Source organism: Escherichia sp. KTE52, assembly GCF_000408325.1.
Taxonomy (GTDB): Bacteria; Pseudomonadota; Gammaproteobacteria; order Enterobacterales; family Enterobacteriaceae; genus Escherichia; species Escherichia marmotae.
Map to the genome: position 1 here is coordinate 1,926,788 of NZ_KE138680.1, position 21,175 is coordinate 1,947,962.

Annotated in this window: 18 protein-coding genes; 10 read left to right on the forward strand and 8 right to left on the reverse strand. The window is 51.8% G+C overall.

The window, feature by feature from the left end:
• The first annotated feature begins 42 nt into the window (after nucleotides 1–42).
• On the forward strand, nucleotides 43–2,748 hold the full coding sequence (gene secA / locus A1SC_RS02755) for a preprotein translocase subunit SecA (protein ID WP_000905806.1): 2,706 nt from the start codon (nucleotides 43–45) through the stop codon (nucleotides 2,746–2,748).
• Between the two features lie 59 nt (nucleotides 2,749–2,807).
• Complete coding sequence (mutT, locus tag A1SC_RS02750) at nucleotides 2,808–3,197, forward strand: 8-oxo-dGTP diphosphatase MutT (RefSeq protein ID WP_016262867.1); 390 nt, start codon at nucleotides 2,808–2,810, stop codon at nucleotides 3,195–3,197.
• A gap of 168 nt (nucleotides 3,198–3,365) precedes the next feature.
• Here the strand turns inward: mutT and yacG are convergent, their stop codons facing one another.
• Genes yacG through coaE form a run of 3 tightly spaced genes read right to left on the reverse strand, consistent with a single transcriptional unit; the run spans nucleotide 3,366 to nucleotide 4,933 of the window.
• Nucleotides 3,366–3,560 (reverse strand): DNA gyrase inhibitor YacG, encoded by a 195-nt coding sequence (gene yacG, locus A1SC_RS02745; protein WP_000005032.1) that lies wholly within the window; start codon nucleotides 3,558–3,560, stop codon nucleotides 3,366–3,368.
• A gap of 9 nt (nucleotides 3,561–3,569) precedes the next feature.
• On the reverse strand, nucleotides 3,570–4,313 hold the full coding sequence (zapD, locus tag A1SC_RS02740; protein ID WP_001194740.1) for a cell division protein ZapD: 744 nt from the start codon (nucleotides 4,311–4,313) through the stop codon (nucleotides 3,570–3,572).
• Nucleotides 4,313–4,933: a dephospho-CoA kinase gene (gene coaE / locus A1SC_RS02735; RefSeq protein WP_001270922.1), complete on the reverse strand. Its 621-nt coding sequence runs from the start codon at nucleotides 4,931–4,933 to the stop codon at nucleotides 4,313–4,315. The genes zapD and coaE overlap by 1 nt, the downstream gene beginning before the upstream one ends.
• 24 nt (nucleotides 4,934–4,957) lie before the next feature.
• On the opposite strand from coaE, the gene A1SC_RS25535 reads away from it, so the two are divergent.
• Together A1SC_RS25535 and guaC are read left to right on the forward strand one after the other, a co-directional pair.
• Nucleotides 4,958–5,002, forward strand: coding sequence for a hypothetical protein (locus tag A1SC_RS25535; RefSeq protein WP_175419238.1), 45 nt, complete (start codon nucleotides 4,958–4,960; stop codon nucleotides 5,000–5,002).
• A gap of 155 nt (nucleotides 5,003–5,157) precedes the next feature.
• Entirely contained in the window at nucleotides 5,158–6,201 is a 1,044-nt protein-coding gene (gene guaC, locus A1SC_RS02730; RefSeq protein WP_016249612.1) for a GMP reductase, read from the forward strand.
• Nucleotides 6,202–6,235: 34 nt separating this feature from the next.
• On the opposite strand, the gene hofC is transcribed toward guaC, so the two are convergent.
• The 4 genes from hofC to nadC form a co-directional block, all read right to left on the reverse strand.
• On the reverse strand, nucleotides 6,236–7,438 hold the full coding sequence (gene hofC, locus A1SC_RS02725; RefSeq protein ID WP_016262868.1) for a protein transport protein HofC: 1,203 nt from the start codon (nucleotides 7,436–7,438) through the stop codon (nucleotides 6,236–6,238).
• Complete coding sequence (gspE, locus tag A1SC_RS02720) at nucleotides 7,428–8,813, reverse strand: type II secretion system protein GspE (RefSeq protein ID WP_016262869.1); 1,386 nt, start codon at nucleotides 8,811–8,813, stop codon at nucleotides 7,428–7,430. Before gspE ends, hofC begins: the two co-directional genes overlap by 11 nt.
• A gap of 9 nt (nucleotides 8,814–8,822) precedes the next feature.
• Nucleotides 8,823–9,263 (reverse strand): prepilin peptidase-dependent pilin, encoded by a 441-nt coding sequence (ppdD, locus tag A1SC_RS02715; RefSeq protein WP_000360899.1) that lies wholly within the window; start codon nucleotides 9,261–9,263, stop codon nucleotides 8,823–8,825.
• Between the two features lie 203 nt (nucleotides 9,264–9,466).
• The gene (gene nadC / locus A1SC_RS02710; protein WP_001135155.1) at nucleotides 9,467–10,360 is read right to left on the reverse strand and encodes a carboxylating nicotinate-nucleotide diphosphorylase; all 894 of its coding nucleotides are present in this window, start codon (nucleotides 10,358–10,360) and stop codon (nucleotides 9,467–9,469) included.
• Between the two features lie 87 nt (nucleotides 10,361–10,447).
• On the opposite strand from nadC, the gene ampD reads away from it, so the two are divergent.
• Both ampD and ampE read left to right on the forward strand, forming a co-directional pair.
• On the forward strand, nucleotides 10,448–10,999 hold the full coding sequence (gene ampD / locus A1SC_RS02705) for a 1,6-anhydro-N-acetylmuramyl-L-alanine amidase AmpD (protein ID WP_000923708.1): 552 nt from the start codon (nucleotides 10,448–10,450) through the stop codon (nucleotides 10,997–10,999).
• Complete coding sequence (gene ampE / locus A1SC_RS02700) at nucleotides 10,996–11,850, forward strand: beta-lactamase regulator AmpE (protein ID WP_016262870.1); 855 nt, start codon at nucleotides 10,996–10,998, stop codon at nucleotides 11,848–11,850. The genes ampD and ampE overlap by 4 nt, the downstream gene beginning before the upstream one ends.
• Before the next feature lie 42 nt (nucleotides 11,851–11,892).
• Here the strand turns inward: ampE and aroP are convergent, their stop codons facing one another.
• A complete protein-coding gene (aroP, locus tag A1SC_RS02695) occupies nucleotides 11,893–13,266 on the reverse strand; it encodes an aromatic amino acid transporter AroP (protein ID WP_000969908.1) in 1,374 nt (457 codons plus the stop codon).
• 540 nt (nucleotides 13,267–13,806) lie between these two features.
• On the opposite strand from aroP, the gene pdhR reads away from it, so the two are divergent.
• From pdhR to lpdA, 4 genes are all read left to right on the forward strand, one after another.
• Nucleotides 13,807–14,571, forward strand: a complete 765-nt coding sequence (pdhR, locus tag A1SC_RS02690; RefSeq protein WP_000331776.1) for a pyruvate dehydrogenase complex transcriptional repressor PdhR — start codon at nucleotides 13,807–13,809, stop codon at nucleotides 14,569–14,571.
• A gap of 160 nt (nucleotides 14,572–14,731) precedes the next feature.
• Entirely contained in the window at nucleotides 14,732–17,395 is a 2,664-nt protein-coding gene (aceE, locus tag A1SC_RS02685) for a pyruvate dehydrogenase (acetyl-transferring), homodimeric type (RefSeq protein ID WP_000003835.1), read from the forward strand.
• A 14-nt stretch (nucleotides 17,396–17,409) separates the two neighbouring features.
• Nucleotides 17,410–19,302: a pyruvate dehydrogenase complex dihydrolipoyllysine-residue acetyltransferase gene (gene aceF, locus A1SC_RS02680; RefSeq protein WP_000963495.1), complete on the forward strand. Its 1,893-nt coding sequence runs from the start codon at nucleotides 17,410–17,412 to the stop codon at nucleotides 19,300–19,302.
• A gap of 207 nt (nucleotides 19,303–19,509) precedes the next feature.
• A complete protein-coding gene (lpdA, locus tag A1SC_RS02675; RefSeq protein WP_000102487.1) occupies nucleotides 19,510–20,934 on the forward strand; it encodes a dihydrolipoyl dehydrogenase in 1,425 nt (474 codons plus the stop codon).
• Nucleotides 20,935–21,175 lie beyond the last annotated feature (241 nt).

Sequence of the window (21,175 nt, forward strand, 5' to 3'; positions counted from 1 at the left end):
CATTTTATTAACTCCGCACTGCGGGGCGTTTGAGATTTTATTATGCTAATCAAATTATTAACAAAAGTTTTCGGTAGCCGTAACGACCGCACCCTGCGCCGGATGCGCAAAGTCGTCAACCTCATCAATGCCATGGAACCGGAGATGGAAAAACTCTCCGACGAAGAACTGAAGGGAAAAACTGCAGAGTTTCGCGCACGTCTGGAAAAAGGCGAAGTGCTGGAAAACCTGATCCCGGAAGCCTTTGCCGTTGTGCGTGAAGCAAGTAAGCGTGTCTTTGGGATGCGTCACTTCGACGTTCAGTTGCTCGGCGGCATGGTTCTTAATGAACGCTGTATCGCGGAAATGCGTACTGGTGAAGGTAAAACACTGACCGCAACGCTGCCTGCTTACCTGAACGCATTAACCGGTAAGGGCGTGCACGTTGTTACCGTCAACGATTACCTGGCGCAGCGTGACGCCGAAAACAACCGTCCGCTGTTTGAATTCCTCGGTATGACCGTCGGCATCAACCTACCGGGCATGCCTGCGCCAGCGAAACGTGAAGCCTATGCGGCCGACATTACTTACGGTACTAACAACGAGTACGGTTTCGACTACCTGCGCGACAACATGGCGTTCAGCCCAGAAGAGCGTGTACAGCGTAAACTGCACTATGCGCTGGTGGACGAAGTGGACTCCATCCTGATCGATGAAGCGCGTACACCGCTGATCATTTCTGGTCCGGCAGAAGACAGTTCGGAAATGTATAAGCGCGTCAACAAAATCATTCCACACCTGATCCGCCAGGAAAAAGAAGACTCTGAAACCTTCCAGGGCGAAGGTCACTTCTCGGTTGATGAAAAATCTCGTCAGGTGAATCTGACCGAACGTGGTTTGGTGCTGATTGAAGAGCTGTTGGTGAAAGAAGGGATCATGGCCGAAGGCGAGTCGTTGTATTCTCCGGCTAATATCATGCTGATGCACCACGTAACGGCGGCGCTGCGTGCCCACGCGCTATTTACCCGCGACGTCGATTACATCGTTAAAGATGGTGAAGTTATCATCGTTGACGAACATACCGGTCGTACCATGCAAGGGCGTCGCTGGTCCGATGGCCTGCACCAGGCTGTGGAAGCGAAAGAAGGTGTGCAGATCCAGAACGAAAACCAGACGCTGGCTTCTATCACCTTCCAGAACTACTTCCGTTTGTATGAAAAACTGGCGGGGATGACCGGTACGGCTGATACCGAAGCATTCGAATTTAGCTCAATCTACAAGCTGGATACCGTCGTCGTTCCGACTAACCGTCCGATGATTCGTAAAGATCTGCCGGATCTGGTCTACATGACCGAAGCGGAAAAAATCCAGGCGATCATTGAAGATATCAAAGAGCGTACCGCGAAAGGCCAGCCGGTGCTGGTTGGTACTATCTCCATCGAAAAATCAGAACTGGTATCAAACGAGCTGACCAAAGCGGGTATCAAGCATAACGTTCTGAACGCCAAATTCCACGCCAACGAAGCTGCGATTGTTGCCCAGGCGGGTTATCCGGCGGCTGTGACTATCGCGACCAACATGGCGGGTCGTGGTACTGACATTGTGCTCGGCGGTAGCTGGCAGGCAGAAGTTGCCGCGCTGGAAAACCCGACCGCAGAGCAAATTGAAAAAATTAAAGCTGACTGGCAGGTACGCCACGACGCGGTTCTGGCAGCAGGTGGTTTGCATATCATCGGTACAGAACGTCACGAATCTCGTCGTATCGATAACCAGTTGCGTGGCCGTTCGGGTCGCCAGGGCGATGCCGGTTCTTCCCGTTTCTACCTGTCGATGGAAGATGCGCTGATGCGTATTTTTGCCTCCGACCGTGTTTCCGGCATGATGCGTAAACTGGGTATGAAACCTGGTGAAGCGATTGAACACCCTTGGGTAACCAAAGCAATTGCCAACGCCCAGCGTAAAGTTGAAAGCCGTAACTTCGACATTCGTAAACAGTTGCTGGAATACGATGACGTAGCTAACGATCAGCGTCGCGCCATTTACTCCCAGCGTAACGAACTGCTGGATGTCAGCGATGTGAGCGAAACCATCAACAGCATTCGTGAAGATGTGTTCAAAGCGACCATCGATGCCTACATTCCACCACAATCACTGGAAGAAATGTGGGACATTCCTGGGCTGCAAGAGCGTCTGAAAAACGATTTCGATCTCGATATGCCGATTGCCGAGTGGCTGGACAAAGAGCCAGAGCTGCATGAAGAGACGCTGCGTGAGCGTATTCTGGCGCAGTCCATCGAAGTGTATCAGCGTAAAGAAGAAGTGGTTGGCGCCGAGATGATGCGTCACTTCGAGAAAGGTGTGATGTTGCAAACGCTGGACTCCCTGTGGAAAGAGCACCTGGCGGCGATGGATTACCTGCGTCAGGGGATCCACCTGCGTGGTTACGCGCAGAAAGATCCGAAGCAGGAATACAAACGTGAATCCTTCGCAATGTTTGCGGCGATGCTGGAATCATTGAAATATGAAGTGGTTAGCACGCTGAGCAAAGTTCAGGTTCGTATGCCGGAAGAAGTTGAAGAGCTGGAGCAACAGCGTCGTATGGAAGCCGAGCGTTTAGCGCAAATGCAGCAGCTTAGCCATCAGGATGACGACTCTGCAGCCGCAGCGGCGCTGGCTGCACAAACCGGCGAGCGTAAAGTTGGGCGTAACGATCCTTGCCCGTGCGGTTCCGGTAAAAAATACAAGCAGTGCCATGGTCGCCTGCAATAAAAGCTAATCAATAAGACAAAAGGCGCAGAAATCTGCGCCTTTTTTATAGGTTTAAGACAATGAAAAAACTGCAAATTGCGGTAGGTATTATTCGCAACGAGAACCACGAAATCTTTATAACCCGCCGTGCCGCAGATGCGCACATGGCGAATAAGTTGGAGTTTCCTGGCGGTAAAATTGAAGCGCGTGAAACGCCAGAACAGGCGGTGGTGCGGGAGCTTCAGGAAGAAGTCGGGATTACGCCACAACGTTTTTCGCTGTTTGAAAAGCTGGAATATCAGTTCCCTGACAGGCATATCACACTGTGGTTCTGGCTGGTCGAAGGCTGGGAAGGGGAACCGTGGGGAAAAGAAGGGCAACCTGGTGAGTGGATGGCGCTGGCCAGCCTCAATGCAGAAGATTTTCCGCCAGCCAATGAACCGGTAATTGCGAAGCTTAAGCGCCTGTAGGTCAAATAAGGCGTTCACGCCGCATCCGACATTTGCCCTGATGCCTGATGCGACGCAGGCGCGTCTTATCAGGCCTGCAGGATTTTGTAATCCGTTGATATGCAAGATCTTGCAGGTCGGATAAGGCGTTTACACCGCATCCGACAATGCCTCACCTCTTACACCCAATTACTTCAGCTCTTCGCTCCAGTCATCGCTTTCGGACAGATCGCCGCTGCTGGGGATGCGTTTTTCTTCAGCAGCCCATTCTCCGAGGTCGATCAACTGACAACGTTTGCAACAAAATGGCCGAAACGGGCTGATTTCACCCCATACCACCGTTTTCCCGCAAGTTGGGCAGTTCACCGTAATAGTTTCTGACATCGTAACTCCTTAGCAGCACGCCAGTTCAAAATCCAGGCGCTCTGGCACCAGACCATTTTCACTGTCCAGCGGCATAAAACGAATCGCAAAACGACTCTTATGACCGGAAATTTGCGGATAAAGCTGTGAATCAAGGGCCAGATTCAGCCGTAGAAGATCAGCGTCTTCGCCATTATCCTGATAGAAACCGTTCAGACTGGTTTGTTTGCGAAACGGTGCCGACTGGCGAATTAAATCTAACACCATGGTAAGTGCCTGGGTGAGCGGATTCAGGCTGGCAATCCAGGTTTCTACCTGGCTGTCGCGCTGCGCCTGGGGTAAATGCAGCCAGATATGCAAAGTTGGCAAATCAAAGCTACAACAACCGCCGGGTATGCTCAGACGCTGGCGCACTAAAGCAATCAGACGATCTTCACGCAGAAATTGCCCGATACGCGGTGCGGAAATCAGCACGCTGCCCGCCGCTTTTAACTGCTGAATTAATGCTTCAATACGGCTCTGGTCCACGCCTGGCACGTCAATCCAGGTCTGGAGTTTACGCTGCTGGCGGTCAAGCTCTTTCAACAATTCGGTGCGTACTTCCCCACGCTCGAAAACATCCAGCAAGTCACTGACATTACGGAAGAAATGCAGAGCGCCAGCGTAGTCAACGATGGGTAAATTTACAGTGAGTTGCTGAATCAAAAACTCAATGCGTAGCCATGTACGCATTTTTTCATTTAGTGGATGTTCAAAAAGGACCTGGGTCTGCATTAAGGTTTTTCCTGTGAGACAAACTGCGACGCAAGCTGCAAGTAATTTGCGTGCAGGCGGGCAACATCCGATGCAATAGCATCCGGTGCGCCGTTATTATCAATGACGTCATCTGCCACGGCAAGGCGGGCTTCGCGCGTTGCCTGGGCAGCAAGAATTTGTTCGACATGTTCGCGAGTAACATCATCGCGCTGCATGGTGCGCTTAAGTTGCGTTTCTGGGCTGACATCCACCACCAGCACACGATTCGCTTTTTTATACAGCGAGTTTTCTACCAGCAATGGCACAACCCAAAGTACATAGGGGGAAGTTGCTTGCTGGATCTGATGTTGCGTCTCCTGCTGAATCAACGGATGTAGCAGGGCATTAAGCCAGTTTTTCTCTTCCGGGTTGGCGAAGATCCGCTCGCGTAAGGCCCGGCGCTGCAATGTTCCATCAGCAGCAATCATATCAGCGCCGAAATGTTCAGCAATGGCACGCAGTGCAGGTCTACCCGGTTCAACTACCTGACGCGCAATAATATCGGCATCAATGACGTTAATTCCGAGGTCAGCAAACGCATTTGCAACGGTACTCTTGCCACTGCCAATGCCACCCGTTAAGGCAACCGTATACCTCATATTTTATATTCCCGGGAATTCATCATGATTATCAAAACATTAAAAATGAGCACGCGAAAGCGGGATTAATGAAACGTTCGCCCATTATTTACCAGGTAAATTTATGGGATTGTAGCGTAAAAAAAGACAATTTCGCAGTCTTGCGCCACATAGATTAGTGCGTATGATAGCGTCACTGGAGTTGTGCTCTTACCCTTATAGCCATTAACCCCAGGAATCCGCACATGCGTATTGAAGAAGATCTGAAGTTAGGTTTTAAAGACGTTCTCATCCGTCCTAAACGCTCCACTCTTAAAAGCCGTTCCGATGTTGAACTGGAACGTCAATTCACCTTCAAACATTCAGGTCAGAGCTGGTCCGGCGTGCCGATTATCGCCGCAAATATGGATACCGTAGGCACTTTTACCATGGCTACGGCATTGGCTTCTTTCGATATTCTGACTGCTGTACATAAACATTACTCTGTTGACGAGTGGCAAGCGTTTATCAACAATTCTTCCGCTGATGTGCTGAAACATGTGATGGTTTCTACCGGCACGTCAGATGCGGATTTCGAAAAAACTAAACAGATTCTCGACCTGAACCCGGCATTAAACTTCGTTTGTATTGACGTGGCGAATGGTTATTCCGAGCACTTCGTACAGTTCGTTGCGAAAGCGCGTGAAGCGTGGCCGACCAAAACCATTTGTGCTGGCAACGTAGTGACAGGTGAAATGTGTGAGGAGCTTATCCTCTCCGGTGCCGATATCGTTAAAGTTGGCATTGGCCCAGGTTCTGTTTGTACGACTCGCGTCAAGACGGGCGTCGGTTACCCGCAGCTTTCTGCAGTAATCGAATGCGCTGATGCCGCGCACGGTCTGGGCGGGATGATCGTCAGCGATGGCGGTTGCACCACGCCGGGCGATGTAGCTAAAGCCTTTGGTGGCGGTGCTGATTTCGTGATGCTCGGCGGTATGCTGGCGGGTCACGAAGAGAGCGGCGGTCGTATCGTCGAAGAGAACGGCGAAAAATTTATGTTGTTCTACGGTATGAGCTCCGAGTCTGCGATGAAACGTCACGTTGGCGGCGTTGCAGAATATCGTGCAGCGGAAGGTAAAACCGTTAAGCTGCCGCTGCGTGGCCCAGTTGAAAACACCGCGCGTGATATTTTGGGTGGCCTGCGTTCAGCTTGTACATATGTTGGGGCTTCTCGCCTGAAAGAACTGACCAAGCGCACCACGTTTATCCGCGTACTGGAACAAGAAAACCGCATCTTCAATAACCTGTAATCTCCCAATGCTGGCGTGGATCACTGCGCCAGCGTTATCCCATCCCACTCATCGCGTCGCCCAGATGGAAAATTGGCAAATACATTGCCACCACCAGCGTGCCGATAATTCCTCCGGTAATGACCAGTAAGGCCGGTTCCAGTAAAGCAGCAAGATTATCTGCCAGCGCCAACGTGTTATCCCGATGATGGTGGGCGAGATTCTCCAGCATGAGATCCAGCGACCCGGATGCTTCTCCCGTTCTCACTAACTGCAAACAGAGCGGGCTAAACTCACCGGCATTTTTTAACGCCAGCCAGATGGGCTGACCGTTGCTGATATCGTGCTGGATTTGTGTCAGAAGTTGTGCCCAGTACGGGCAGCCCATTGTCTCTTTGACGCTCTCTACCCCTTGCAAAAAAGTAATACCTGCACTTTGTGTCAGCGCCAGAATCGTAAAGATCTGCGTGAGCTTTTGTCCCCGCATTAGTGAACCCATAATTGGGATGCGTAACAGCGATTTCTGCCTCACGATAAGCCAGGTCGGGCGGCGCATCAGCAACTTATTGGCTATTGCCAGCAGTAAGCCGAACAACAGCAGCAGCCAGCCCCACTCACCGCTGAAATCTGCCAGCGTCATGATCCCCTGTGTAAGTGTCGGTAGCGGGGTGTTAAAGGTTTTATAGATAGCGGCAAACTCGGGCAGAACAAAATGCAGCATTGCTACAACTACCGTTATCGCCATCACTAAAATGATAATGGGATAACGCAATGCTGATTTCACTTTGTCGGCTAACTGGCGCTGGGCTTTTTGCTGACGAGCCAGTTCAAAGCAGCATTCATCCAGCTTACCGGTCAGTTCACCTGTGCGGATCATCGCCTGATAAAGCGGCGGAAAAACCTCTGACCAGGGCAATAAGGCATTGGAAAAGGCAATACCCTGTTCGAGATCGTGTGCCAGCGATTGCAATAACGCCTGCCATTGCCTGCTCGGATGTTGCTCCGCCAATAGGGCTAATCCTTCCGAAAGGGTTAGTCCGGCTTTGAGTAATGTTGCCAGTTGATGAATGACTTCCGCGCTTTTGTCTGCGTGCCACTGGGCTGAATTAATAGATATCCGCTTCAGGTGCAGTGGGGTAACGGCTTGTTGCTGTAGTGCGATAAGTAGCAAAGAACGGCTCTCTGCCCACAGTACTCCATCTTGCGCATTGCCGTCGCCGGTTATGCCATGCCAGCGCCAGAGTTGCTTACTCGCCATGTGGCATCCCCAATACGCGGATTAACTCTTCAAAGGTGGTTAAACCTTGTTCCACGGCCAGGCAGCCATTTTCAAAAAGCGTGTGCATTCCTGTTTGTCGGGCGTGCGCTTCCAGCGATTCAACGTCGGTATTAGCGGAAATGAGCTGGCGTATGACAGGTGTTATGGGCAGAACTTCAAATAAGGCCGTGCGGCCATAAAAACCGTGGTAGCAATGTTTACAACCAGGTGCTTGCCAGCGGGGCAACGACGATGACCATAAATTGCCTGGAAGGCGGATTGCTTCCCCTTGCTGCAGGCGACAATGCGGGCAAAGTTTGCGAACCAGACGTTGGGCTACCACCAGCGTGAGTGCTGATGAGAGCATCCAGCGGGCAACACCCATTTGCTGTAAACGCACCAGTGTTTCGCAGGTAGAGTTGGTGTGTAGCGTGGACAACACCAGGTGACCCGTTTGTGCGGCTTTAATGGCAATTTCTGCCGTTTCACCATCACGGATCTCTCCGATCATGATGACATCGGGATCCTGACGTAATAACGCACGCAAAACCCCCTGAAAGGTAAGACCAGCACGCGGATGGATTTGCGTCTGGTTAAGCCCTGCGATGGGGATCTCCACCGGATCTTCGACGCTGCAAATATTAATATCGGCGGTATTCAGCGTTTGCAGAGCGCTATAAAGTGTGACCGTTTTACCGCTACCGGTAGGACCGGTAACCAACACCAGCCCTTGTGGTTGCTGTAGGGCATGAGCAAAGTCCGCCAGTTGTAACTGCTGCATTCCCAGCGTGTTGACATCCAGCGCCTGGTCCACCTGCTGTAACAGCCGCAATACCACTTTTTCACCGCCCCGACATGGCAAGGTAGCAATGCGAAATGAGACTGTGTTATCCGCCAGTTCGACAGTGAATTGCCCATCCTGCGGCAGGCGATGTTCCGCAATATCCAGGCTTCCCAGCACTTTTAATCTGGCGGTTAATGCTATTCCGGCATCCAGTGGAACATCTGGTAAAGGATGCAACACGCCGTCGATGCGTAAGCGGATGCGGTAGCTATTGTCCGCTGGTTCGATATGAATATCAGAAGCGCGTTGTTCGAGTGCAGATTGTAACGTTTGAGTCAGCAATTCTGTTTTGGGCTGATATTTTTCCGGGGCTGCTACGGGCAACCTATGTTGTGACCGGCTGGCGTGGCCTTCCATCTGCTGGCGCGTCCAGCAGGTGATCTCAATGCGTTTGGTAGTAGCGAAATGCAAAGCGTCAAGTAACTCATGTGAGGGCGCATCGACCACCGCAACATGAACCACCTCTTCGCTGGCATCCAGCAAGACGCCCTGGTAACGCAGGCACAGAGCGGTGAGCTGTGAAATATTCATTGCCGCTCCTTAGTTGGCGTCATCAAAGCGGAAGACATCTTCGCAGGCTTGCTGCAACGCGCTGTCACTTTGAATATTGCAGTTGCGCGTCCAGCCGGTGACGCCGTTGGCGTTATCCCAACCTGGTGTCATGATGACGCTTAACCCATTGAGGCTCTCTTGTCCTGTCAGCGACACCACGCCTTTTGCCACACTCATAGCAGAGACATAGCGAGTGGTGGTGGGCGAGGGGATGCCGTTACTGCCGCCGTCGCAGGTATCTAATCCGCCATGCTCCAGTGCGCATAATTCTACGGCGGTGCGGTAAGGCACAAAGGTTTGCAGCATGTCGGTGAGCGCTGCTTTGCGCAGGTAGTTCTGATAAGCGGGAATACCAATGGCGCTTAAAATGGCAATAATGCCAATAACTACCATTAGTTCGATGAGTGTAAAGCCGCGTTGTTTGTCCATCTGTTTCGCTCCTTGATTTCGTTGGCGCTACTTTGGCAAACGCCATCGGCACAGGCGAGGGGCAAAAAACGAAACGGGAAGGCGGGTTCCGAGGTTTTTTATTATGTTGCAGTGAAAGACAAGATATTTGCGAGGCGTTACGAAGAAAGTTGGAGAAGGTAAGATTCATCCGCTCGCTACGGAGCGGATGAATCTGTCAGCAATTAGCGAAAACGCATTGAAAGGTCGAGTGCCTGTACGTGTTTGGTCAGTGCGCCGACAGAGATAAAGTCCACGCCTGTTTCGGCAAATTCGCGCAGAGTTTTGTCGGTGACGTTACCCGAAACTTCCAGCAGCGCCTTACCATTGGTACGTTTGACAGCTTCGCGCATTTGTTCTGTTTCGAAGTTATCCAGCATGATGATATCGGCACCTGCTTTCAGGGCTTCATCAAGTTCTTCCAGATCCTCGACTTCGACTTCTACTGGCGCATCCGGGTGCAGCCAGGACGCTTTTTCGACCGCCTGACGTACTGAGCCAGAGGCAATAATATGGTTTTCTTTAATCAGGAAGGCGTCAGAAAGTCCCAGGCGGTGATTCGCTCCGCCGCCGCAAAGTACCGCATATTTCAGAGCCGAACGCAGACCGGGCAAGGTTTTGCGAGTATCCAGCAACTGCGTGTTGGTGCCTTCCAGCAGTTTGACATAGTGGCGAACCTTACTGGCAACCCCAGAAAGGGTTTGTACAAAATTGAGCGCCGTGCGTTCACCCGTTAACAGCACGCGGGAGGGGCCTTCAAGTTCGAAAAGGAGTTGATTGGCGTTGATGACATCACCGTCATCCACATGCCAGATAATGGTGACATCGTCACCAGCCAGTTGAATAAACACCTCTTCAACCCAGCGTTTGCCGCAAAATACGCCATTCTCGCGGGTGATTACTGTTGCATGAGAGCGAGAATTTTCCGGTAAAAGTTTTGCCGTAATATCATTGTTGGCATCGACTGTTCCGCCTAAATCTTCCCGCAGCGCCTGGGCCACCGCGCCGGGTATATCGAGATTAATGCGTTCCAGCAGCTCGTCACGTCGGGTGTCAGGGTTATAGCGGCGAGGCGGCATGTTAAAACTCCAGATAGCTAACGAATCATAAGGTAGAAACATGCTACTCTGAACCGGATATTAGCACCACATATAAGGAGATCCTGCATGTTGTTAGAACAGGGGTGGCTGACCGGCGCGCGCCGCGTTCCCTCGCCTCATTACGATTGTCGCCCGGATGACGAAGTTCCCACTCTGCTGGTGGTGCACAATATTAGCCTGCCGCCAGGTGAGTTTGGCGGCCCGTGGATCGACGCATTATTCACCGGAACTATTGATCCGCAGGCGCATCCCTTCTTTGCTGAGATAGCTCATTTGCGCGTTTCCGCTCACTGTTTGATTCGCCGTGATGGTGAAATTGTCCAGTATGTTCCTTTCGATAAACGCGCCTGGCACGCGGGTGTCTCTCAGTATCAAGGTCGTGAACGCTGTAATGATTTTTCTATTGGGATTGAGCTGGAAGGCACCGATACGCTGGCTTACACCGATGCGCAGTATCAGCAACTGGCGGCGGTCACTCGGGCGCTGATTGATCGCTATCCAGCTATTGCTAATAACATGACGGGGCATTGCGATATTGCGCCGGATCGTAAAACCGATCCTGGTCCTGCATTTGATTGGGCACGGTTTCGCGCGCTGGTCAGCAAGGAGACAACATGACGCTATTCACAACCTTACTGGTGTTAATTTTTGAGCGCCTGTTTAAGTTGGGCGAGCACTGGCAGCTTGATCACCGCCTTGAAGCGTTCTTTCGGCGGGTGAAACATTTTTCACTCGGGCGCACGTTAGGTATGACCATTATTGCGATGGGGGGGACTTTTTTGCTGTTGCGCGCGTTGCATGGGCTATTGTTCAACGTTCCGACGCTGCTGGTGTGGCTGCTGATTGGTTTGCTGTGTATTGGCGCAGGTAAAGTTCGTCTTCATTATCATGCTTATCTGGCAGCCGCTTCACGTAATGATAGCCATGCCCGTTCCACAATGGCTGGCGAACTCACTATGATTCACGGCGTCCCTGCAGGCTGCGATGAACGTGAATACTTGCGGGAACTGCAAAATGCACTGCTGTGGATTAACTTTCGTTTTTACCTGGCACCGCTGTTCTGGTTGATTGTGGGGGGAAGTTGGGGGCCAGTTACGCTGATGGGGTATGCGTTTTTGCGCGCATGGCAATACTGGCTGGCGCGTTACCAGACGCCGCATCATCGTTTACAGTCGGGGATTGATGCAGTGCTTCATGTCGCGGATTGGGTGCCGGTTCGCCTTGCGGGAGTGGTTTATGCCTTGATCGGCCACGGTGAGAAAGCGTTACCTGCCTGGTTTGCTTCGCTGGCCGATTTCCATACTTCGCAATATCAGGTGTTAACGCGTCTGGCGCAGTTCTCTCTGGCGCGTGAACCGCATGTCGATAAGGTGGAGACACCGAAAGCAGCAGTTTCAATGGCGAAGAAAACCTCGTTTGTGGTCGTGGTAGTGATTGCGCTACTGACGATTTACGGGACATTGGTGTAAAGATTGTTGCCCTCACCCAGACAGGGTGAGGGCGTAGAGAGATTAATGCGCTTTTACTGCTTTTGCGGTTTTCTCTTTAAACAGATAGCCGATGCCTAACACCACCAGCCATACCGGGATCAGGTAAACCGAAATCGCCATCCCCGGCGTCATCAGCATAATTACCAGTACCGCCGCCATAAACAGCAGGCAGATCCAGTTACCCAGCGGATAGAGCAGGGCAGGGAAGCGGGTAGCCACACCTTGTGCTTGTTTGGCACGACGGAATTTCATGTGCGCAAGACTTATCATCGCCCAGTTGATTACCAGAGCGGAAACCACCAGCGCCATTAACAGTCCGAATGCGGACTCTGGGGCAAGGTAGTTAATCAGTACGCACAATGCCGTAACCAGCGCAGATACCAGAATGGTGTTGACCGGTACGCCGCGTTTATCGACGGAAGCGAGCATTTTCGGTGCATTTCCCTGTTGTGCCAGACCAAACAGCATACGGCTGTTGCAGTAGACGCAACTGTTGTACACGGAAAGTGCCGCCGTCAACACCACGATATTCAGGGCGTTAGCCACAAAGGTGTCGCCCAGTTCATGGAAGATCAACACGAATGGACTGGTATCAGCGGTAACGCGCGTCCACGGCATCAGTGAGAGCAGGACGGCTAACGAGCCAATGTAGAAAATCAGGATGCGGTAGATAACCTGATTGGTTGCTTTCGGGATGCTTTGCTCCGGGTTATCGGCTTCTGCGGCGGTGATCCCCACTAGCTCCAGACCACCAAACGAGAACATAATAATCGCCATCATCATCACCAGCCCGGTGAAGCCGTGCGGCAGGAATCCGCCCTGTTCCCAGAGGTTACGGACGGTCGCTTGCGGACCGCCGTTGCCACTGAACAGCAGCCAGCCGCCGAAGATGATCATCGCCACCACCGCGATAACTTTGATAATGGCAAACCAGAACTCCATCTCGCCAAACACTTTAACGTTGGTCAGGTTGATGGCGTTGATCACCACAAAGAACACGGCGGCAGAAGCCCAGGTTGGGATATCCGGATACCAGAACTGAATGTATTTGCCGACGGCAGTAAGCTCCGCCATGGCAACTAATACGTACAATACCCAGTAGTTCCAGCCTGAGGCGAAGCCAGCAAAGCTCCCCCAGTATTTATAAGCAAAGTGGCTGAAGGAGCCTGCTACCGGTTCTTCGACCACCATTTCACCTAGCTGACGCATGATCAGAAAGGCGATAAAACCAGCAATGGCGTAACCCAGAATGATCCCTGGCCCTGCGGACTGTATTACGGAGGCGCTTCCCAGGAATAGCCCGGTCCCTATCGCGCCACCCAGCGCGATAAGCTGAATATGGCGGTTTTTAAGGCCGCGCTTTAGCTGCTCGCCGTGCTGTTGACCTTCCATCATGAAACCTCGTGCGGTGATTGTTTTTTTGATCTACGCAGTGATGCGTGTGTAAGTTTGCAATTCCGTTTGTTGTATTAATTTGTTTACAACTTGGAAGTTTGAATTGTTACAAAAAGACTTCCGTCAGATCAAGAATAATGGTATGCGGCAGCGAATGCACCCGCTTTATGCATGGTTGAAGATGGGTTGTCTAAAAAGAAACCATTTGTAAAGACCAGTCTCAAACAATCCCACCCATAACAAAGAATATAAATTCATTTTTATTGAATTAAAAATCGAAAAATTGGTAAGTGAATCGGTTCAATTCGGATTTTTATAGTTTAATAATCGTTAAAAAAAACCTTGCTCACGTAAAGCCTACATTTGTGCATAGTTACAACTTTGAAACGCTATATATGTCAAGTTGTTAAAATGTGCACAGTTTCATGATTTCAATCAAAACCTGTATAGACATAAGGTGAATACTTTGTTACTTTAGCGTCACAGACATGAAATTGGTAAGACCAATTGACTTCGGCAAGTGGCTTAAGACAGGAACTCATGGCCTACAGCAAAATCCGCCAACCAAAACTCTCCGATGTGATTGAGCAGCAACTGGAGTTTTTGATCCTCGAGGGCACCCTTCGCCCTGGTGAAAAACTCCCACCGGAACGCGAACTGGCGAAACAGTTCGACGTCTCCCGTCCCTCCTTGCGTGAGGCGATTCAACGTCTCGAAGCGAAGGGCTTGTTGCTTCGTCGCCAGGGTGGCGGCACTTTTGTCCAGAGCAGCCTCTGGCAAAGCTTCAGCGATCCGCTGGTGGAGCTGCTCTCCGACCATCCTGAATCACAATACGACTTGCTCGAAACACGACACGCCCTGGAAGGCATAGCCGCCTATTACGCCGCGTTGCGTAGTACCGATGAAGACAAGGAACGCATTCGTGAACTCCACCACGCCATAGAGCTGGCGCAGCAGTCTGGCGATCTGGACGCGGAATCAAACGCCGTACTCCAGTATCAGATTGCCGTCACCGAAGCGGCCCACAATGTGGTTTTGCTTCATCTGCTAAGGTGTATGGAGCCGATGTTGGCCCAGAATGTCCGTCAAAACTTCGAATTGCTCTATTCGCGTCGAGAGATGCTGCCGCTGGTGAGTAGTCACCGCACTCGCATATTCGAAGCAATTATGGCCGGTAAGCCAGAAGAAGCGCGCGAAGCATCGCATCGCCATCTGGCCTTTATCGAAGAAATCTTGCTCGACAGAAGCCGTGAGGAGAGCCGCCGTGAACGTTCTCTGCGCCGTCTGGAGCAACGAAAGAATTAGTGATTTTTCTGGTGAAAATTAGCCAGAAGATGTTGTAAATCAAGCGCATATAAAAGCGCAGCAACTAAACGTAGAACCTGTCTTATTGAGCTTTCCAGCGAGAGTTCAATGGGACAGGTTCCAGAAAACTCAACGTTATTAGATAGATAAGGAATAACCCATGTCAGAACGTTTCCCAAATGACGTGGATCCGATCGAAACTCGCGACTGGCTCCAGGCGATCGAATCGGTCATCCGTGAAGAAGGTGTTGAGCGTGCTCAGTATCTGATCGACCAACTGCTTGCTGAAGCCCGCAAAGGCGGAGTCAACGTAGCCGCAGGCACCGGCGTCAGCAACTACATCAACACCATCCCCGTTGAAGAACAGCCGGAGTATCCGGGTAATCTGGAACTGGAACGCCGTATTCGTTCAGCTATCCGCTGGAACGCCATCATGACGGTTCTGCGTGCATCCAAAAAAGATCTGGAACTGGGCGGCCACATGGCGTCTTTCCAGTCTTCCGCAACCATTTATGATGTGTGTTTTAACCACTTCTTCCGTGCACGCAACGAGCAGGATGGCGGCGACCTGGTTTACTTCCAGGGGCACATCTCCCCGGGCGTTTACGCACGAGCTTTCCTGGAAGGTCGTCTGACTCAGGAGCAACTGGATAATTTCCGTCAGGAAGTCCACGGTAATGGCCTCTCTTCCTACCCGCACCCGAAACTGATGCCGGAATTCTGGCAGTTCCCGACCGTATCTATGGGGCTGGGGCCAATCGGTGCTATCTACCAGGCGAAGTTCCTGAAATATCTGGAACACCGTGGCCTGAAAGATACCTCTAAACAGACCGTTTACGCATTCCTTGGTGACGGCGAGATGGACGAACCAGAATCCAAAGGTGCGATCACCATCGCTACCCGTGAAAAACTGGATAACCTGGTCTTCGTTATCAACTGTAACCTGCAGCGTCTTGACGGCCCGGTCACCGGTAACGGCAAGATCATCAACGAACTGGAAGGCATCTTCGAAGGTGCTGGCTGGAACGTGATCAAAGTGATGTGGGGTAGCCGTTGGGATGAGCTGCTGCGTAAAGATACCAGCGGTAAACTGATCCAACTGATGAACGAAACCGTTGACGGCGACTACCAGACCTTCAAATCGAAAGATGGTGCGTACGTTCGTGAACACTTCTTCGGTAAATATCCGGAAACCGCAGCGCTGGTTGCAGACTGGACTGACGAGCAGATCTGGGCATTGAACCGTGGCGGTCACGATCCGAAGAAAATCTACGCTGCATTCAAGAAAGCGCAGGAAACCAAAGGCAAAGCGACAGTAATCCTTGCTCATACCATTAAAGGTTACGGCATGGGCGATGCGGCTGAAGGTAAAAACATTGCGCACCAGGTTAAGAAAATGAACATGGACGGCGTGCGCCATATCCGCGACCGTTTCAATGTGCCGGTGTCTGATGCAGATATCGAAAAACTGCCGTACATCACCTTCCCGGAAGGTTCTGAAGAACATACCTATCTGCACGCTCAGCGTCAGAAACTGCACGGTTATCTGCCAAGCCGCCAGCCGAACTTTACCGAGAAGCTGGAGCTGCCGAGCCTGCAAGACTTCGGTGCGCTGCTGGAAGAACAGAGCAAAGAGATCTCCACCACTATCGCTTTTGTTCGTGCCCTGAACGTGATGCTGAAGAACAAGTCGATCAAAGACCGACTTGTGCCGATCATCGCTGACGAAGCGCGTACTTTCGGTATGGAAGGTCTGTTCCGTCAGATTGGTATCTATAGCCCGAACGGTCAGCAGTACACCCCGCAGGATCGCGAGCAGGTTGCGTACTATAAAGAAGACGAGAAAGGTCAGATTCTGCAGGAAGGGATCAACGAGCTGGGCGCAGGTTGTTCCTGGCTGGCTGCGGCGACCTCTTACAGCACCAACAATCTGCCGATGATTCCGTTCTACATCTATTACTCGATGTTCGGATTCCAGCGTATTGGCGATCTGTGCTGGGCGGCTGGCGACCAGCAGGCGCGTGGCTTCCTGATCGGCGGTACTTCCGGTCGTACCACCCTGAACGGCGAAGGTCTGCAGCACGAAGATGGTCACAGCCACATTCAGTCGCTGACTATCCCGAACTGTATCTCTTACGACCCGGCTTACGCTTACGAAGTTGCTGTCATCATGCATGATGGTCTGGAGCGTATGTACGGTGAAAAACAAGAGAACGTTTACTACTACATCACCACGCTGAACGAAAACTACCACATGCCGGCAATGCCGGAAGGTGCTGAGGAAGGTATCCGTAAAGGTATCTACAAACTCGAAACCATTGAAGGTAGCAAAGGTAAAGTTCAACTGCTGGGCTCCGGTTCTATCCTGCGCCACGTCCGTGAAGCAGCACAGATCCTGGCGAAAGATTACGGCGTAGGTTCTGACGTTTATAGCGTGACCTCCTTCACCGAACTGGCGCGTGATGGTCAGGATTGTGAACGCTGGAACATGCTGCATCCGCTGGAAACTCCGCGCGTTCCGTACATCGCTCAGGTGATGAACGACGCTCCGGCAGTGGCATCTACCGACTATATGAAACTGTTCGCTGAGCAGGTCCGTACTTACGTACCGGCTGACGACTACCGCGTACTGGGTACTGATGGCTTCGGTCGTTCCGACAGCCGTGAGAACCTGCGTCACCACTTTGAAGTTGATGCTTCTTATGTCGTGGTTGCGGCGCTGGGCGAACTGGCTAAACGTGGCGAAATCGATAAGAAAGTGGTTGCTGACGCAATCGCCAAATTCAACATCGATGCAGATAAAGTTAACCCGCGTCTGGCGTAAGAGGTAAAAGAATAATGGCTATCGAAATCAAAGTACCGGACATCGGGGCTGATGAAGTTGAAATCACCGAGATCCTGGTCAAAGTGGGCGACAAAGTTGAAGCCGAACAGTCGCTGATCACCGTAGAAGGCGACAAAGCCTCTATGGAAGTTCCGTCTCCGCAGGCGGGTATCGTTAAAGAGATCAAAGTCTCTGTTGGCGATAAAACCCAGACCGGCGCACTGATTATGATTTTCGATTCCGCCGACGGTGCAGCAGACGCTGCACCTGCTCAGGCAGAAGAGAAGAAAGAAGCAGCTCCGGCAGCAGCACCAGCGGCTGCGGCGGCAAAAGACGTTAACGTTCCGGATATCGGCAGCGACGAAGTTGAAGTGACCGAAATCCTGGTGAAAGTGGGCGACAAAGTTGAAGCTGAACAGTCGCTGATCACCGTAGAAGGCGACAAGGCTTCTATGGAAGTTCCGGCTCCGTTTGCGGGCATCGTGAAAGAGATCAAAGTGAACGTTGGCGACAAAGTGTCTACCGGCTCACTGATTATGGTCTTCGAAGTTGCGGGGGCAGCCAGCGCGGCAGCTCCGGCTCCGGCGGCAAAACAGGAAGCGGCTCCGGCACCTGCGGCAGCGACTGGCGTGAAAGAAGTTAACGTTCCGGATATCGGCGGTGACGAAGTTGAAGTAACCGAAGTGATGGTGAAAGTGGGCGACAAAGTTACCGCTGAGCAGTCACTGATCACCGTAGAAGGCGACAAAGCTTCTATGGAAGTTCCGGCTCCGTTCGCGGGCGTGGTGAAAGAACTGAAAGTGAATGTTGGCGACAAAGTGAAAACTGGCTCGCTGATTATGATCTTCGAAGTTGAAGGCGCTGCGCCTGCTGCAGCTCCGGCGAAACAGGAAGCGGCAGCTCCGGCCCCGGCTGCAAAAGCTGAAGCTCCGGCAGCAGCACCGGCTGCAAAAGCGGAAGGCAAATCTGAATTTGCTGAAAACGACGCTTATGTTCACGCGACTCCGCTGATCCGCCGTCTGGCTCGCGAGTTCGGCGTTAACCTGGCGAAAGTGAAGGGCACAGGCCGTAAAGGTCGTATCCTGCGCGAAGACGTTCAGGCTTATGTGAAAGAAGCCATCAAACGTGCAGAAGCGGCTCCGGCAGCGACTGGCGGCGGTATCCCAGGCATGTTGCCGTGGCCGAAGGTGGACTTCAGCAAGTTTGGTGAAATCGAAGAAGTGGAACTGGGTCGCATTCAGAAAATCTCTGGTGCTAACCTGAGCCGTAACTGGGTGATGATCCCGCACGTTACCCACTTCGACAAAACCGATATCACCGAGCTGGAAGCGTTCCGTAAACAGCAGAACGAAGAAGCTGCGAAACGTAAGCTGGATGTGAAGATCACCCCGGTTGTCTTCATCATGAAAGCCGTTGCTGCGGCACTTGAGCAGATGCCTCGCTTCAACAGTTCGCTGTCGGAAGACGGTCAGCGTCTGACCCTGAAGAAATACATCAACATCGGTGTGGCGGTGGATACTCCGAACGGTCTGGTTGTTCCGGTATTCAAAGACGTCAACAAGAAAGGCATCATCGAGCTGTCTCGCGAGCTGATGACCATTTCCAAGAAAGCGCGTGACGGTAAGCTGACTGCGGGCGAAATGCAGGGTGGTTGCTTCACCATCTCCAGTATCGGCGGCCTGGGTACTACCCACTTCGCGCCGATTGTGAACGCACCGGAAGTGGCTATCCTCGGCGTTTCCAAGTCCGCGATGGAACCTGTGTGGAATGGTAAAGAGTTCGTGCCGCGTCTGATGCTGCCGATTTCTCTCTCCTTTGACCACCGCGTGATCGACGGTGCTGATGGTGCGCGTTTCATTACCATCATTAACAACACGCTGTCTGACATTCGCCGTCTGGTGATGTAAATAAAAGAGCCGGCCCAACGGCCGGCTTTTTTCTGGTAATCTTATGAATATATTGAGGTTATCAGGTAATAGACAAATCGGTTGCCGTTTGCTGTTTAAAAATTGTTAACAATTTTGTAAAATACCGACGGATAGAACGACCCGGTGGATAATGGGCGTCATAAAAAAAACGTCAGACCCGCCGGAGATAAATATATAGAGGTCATGATGAGTACTGAAATCAAAACTCAGGTCGTGGTACTTGGGGCAGGCCCCGCAGGTTACTCCGCTGCCTTCCGCTGCGCTGATTTAGGTCTGGAAACCGTAATCGTAGAACGCTACAACACCCTCGGCGGTGTTTGCCTGAACGTCGGCTGTATCCCTTCTAAAGCACTGCTGCACGTAGCAAAAGTTATCGAAGAAGCCAAAGCACTGGCTGAACACGGTATCGTTTTCGGTGAGCCGAAAACCGATATCGACAAGATTCGTACCTGGAAAGAGAAAGTTATCACTCAACTGACCGGCGGTCTGGCTGGTATGGCGAAAGGCCGTAAAGTGAAAGTGGTCAACGGTCTGGGTAAATTCACCGGGGCGAACACCCTGGAAGTTGAAGGTGAGAACGGTAAGACTGTGATCAACTTCGACAATGCGATCATCGCGGCGGGTTCTCGCCCGATCCAACTGCCGTTTATTCCGCATGAAGATCCGCGTATCTGGGACTCCACTGACGCTCTGGAATTGAAAGAAGTGCCGGAACGCCTGCTGGTTATGGGTGGCGGTATCATCGGTCTGGAAATGGGGACGGTATACCACGCGCTGGGTTCACAGATTGACGTGGTTGAAATGTTCGACCAGGTTATCCCGGCAGCAGATAAAGACATCGTTAAAGTCTTCACCAAGCGTATCAGCAAGAAATTCAACCTGATGCTGGAAACCAAAGTCACTGCCGTTGAAGCAAAAGAAGACGGTATCTACGTGACGATGGAAGGCAAAAAAGCACCGGCTGAACCACAGCGTTACGACGCCGTGCTGGTGGCGATTGGTCGTGTGCCGAACGGTAAAAACCTCGACGCAGGCAAAGCAGGCGTGGAAGTGGACGACCGTGGCTTCATCCGCGTTGACAAACAACTGCGTACCAACGTACCACACATCTTTGCTATCGGTGATATCGTCGGTCAGCCGATGCTGGCACACAAAGGTGTTCACGAAGGTCACGTTGCCGCTGAAGTTATCGCCGGTAAAAAACACTACTTCGATCCGAAAGTTATTCCGTCTATTGCCTATACCGAACCAGAAGTTGCATGGGTGGGTTTGACCGAGAAAGAAGCGAAAGAGAAAGGCATCAGCTACGAAACTGCCACCTTCCCGTGGGCTGCTTCTGGTCGTGCGATCGCTTCTGACTGCGCGGACGGTATGACCAAGCTGATTTTCGACAAAGAGTCTCATCGTGTGATCGGTGGTGCGATTGTCGGTACTAACGGCGGCGAGCTGTTGGGTGAAATCGGTCTGGCAATCGAAATGGGTTGCGACGCTGAAGACATCGCGCTGACCATCCACGCGCACCCGACTCTGCACGAGTCTGTGGGCCTGGCGGCAGAAGTGTTCGAAGGTAGCATTACCGACCTGCCGAACCCGAAAGCGAAGAAGAAGTAATTTTTCTTGTGCCGGGGCATCCGGTAAATTAAGAAGCGGCTATTCTGACGCTTCAGATTGTTGGCAAAGTGCTGGTTGTTTACGCCGGATGCGGCGTAAACGCCTTATTCGGCCTACAAAATCATGCAAATTCAATATATTGCAGGTTCCGTGTAGGCCCGATAAGCTTGCGCATCGGGCAATTCGATGTTTGTCATCAGTCTTAAGCGGCTAACAGCGCCGCTTTTTTTATGCCTGCAAT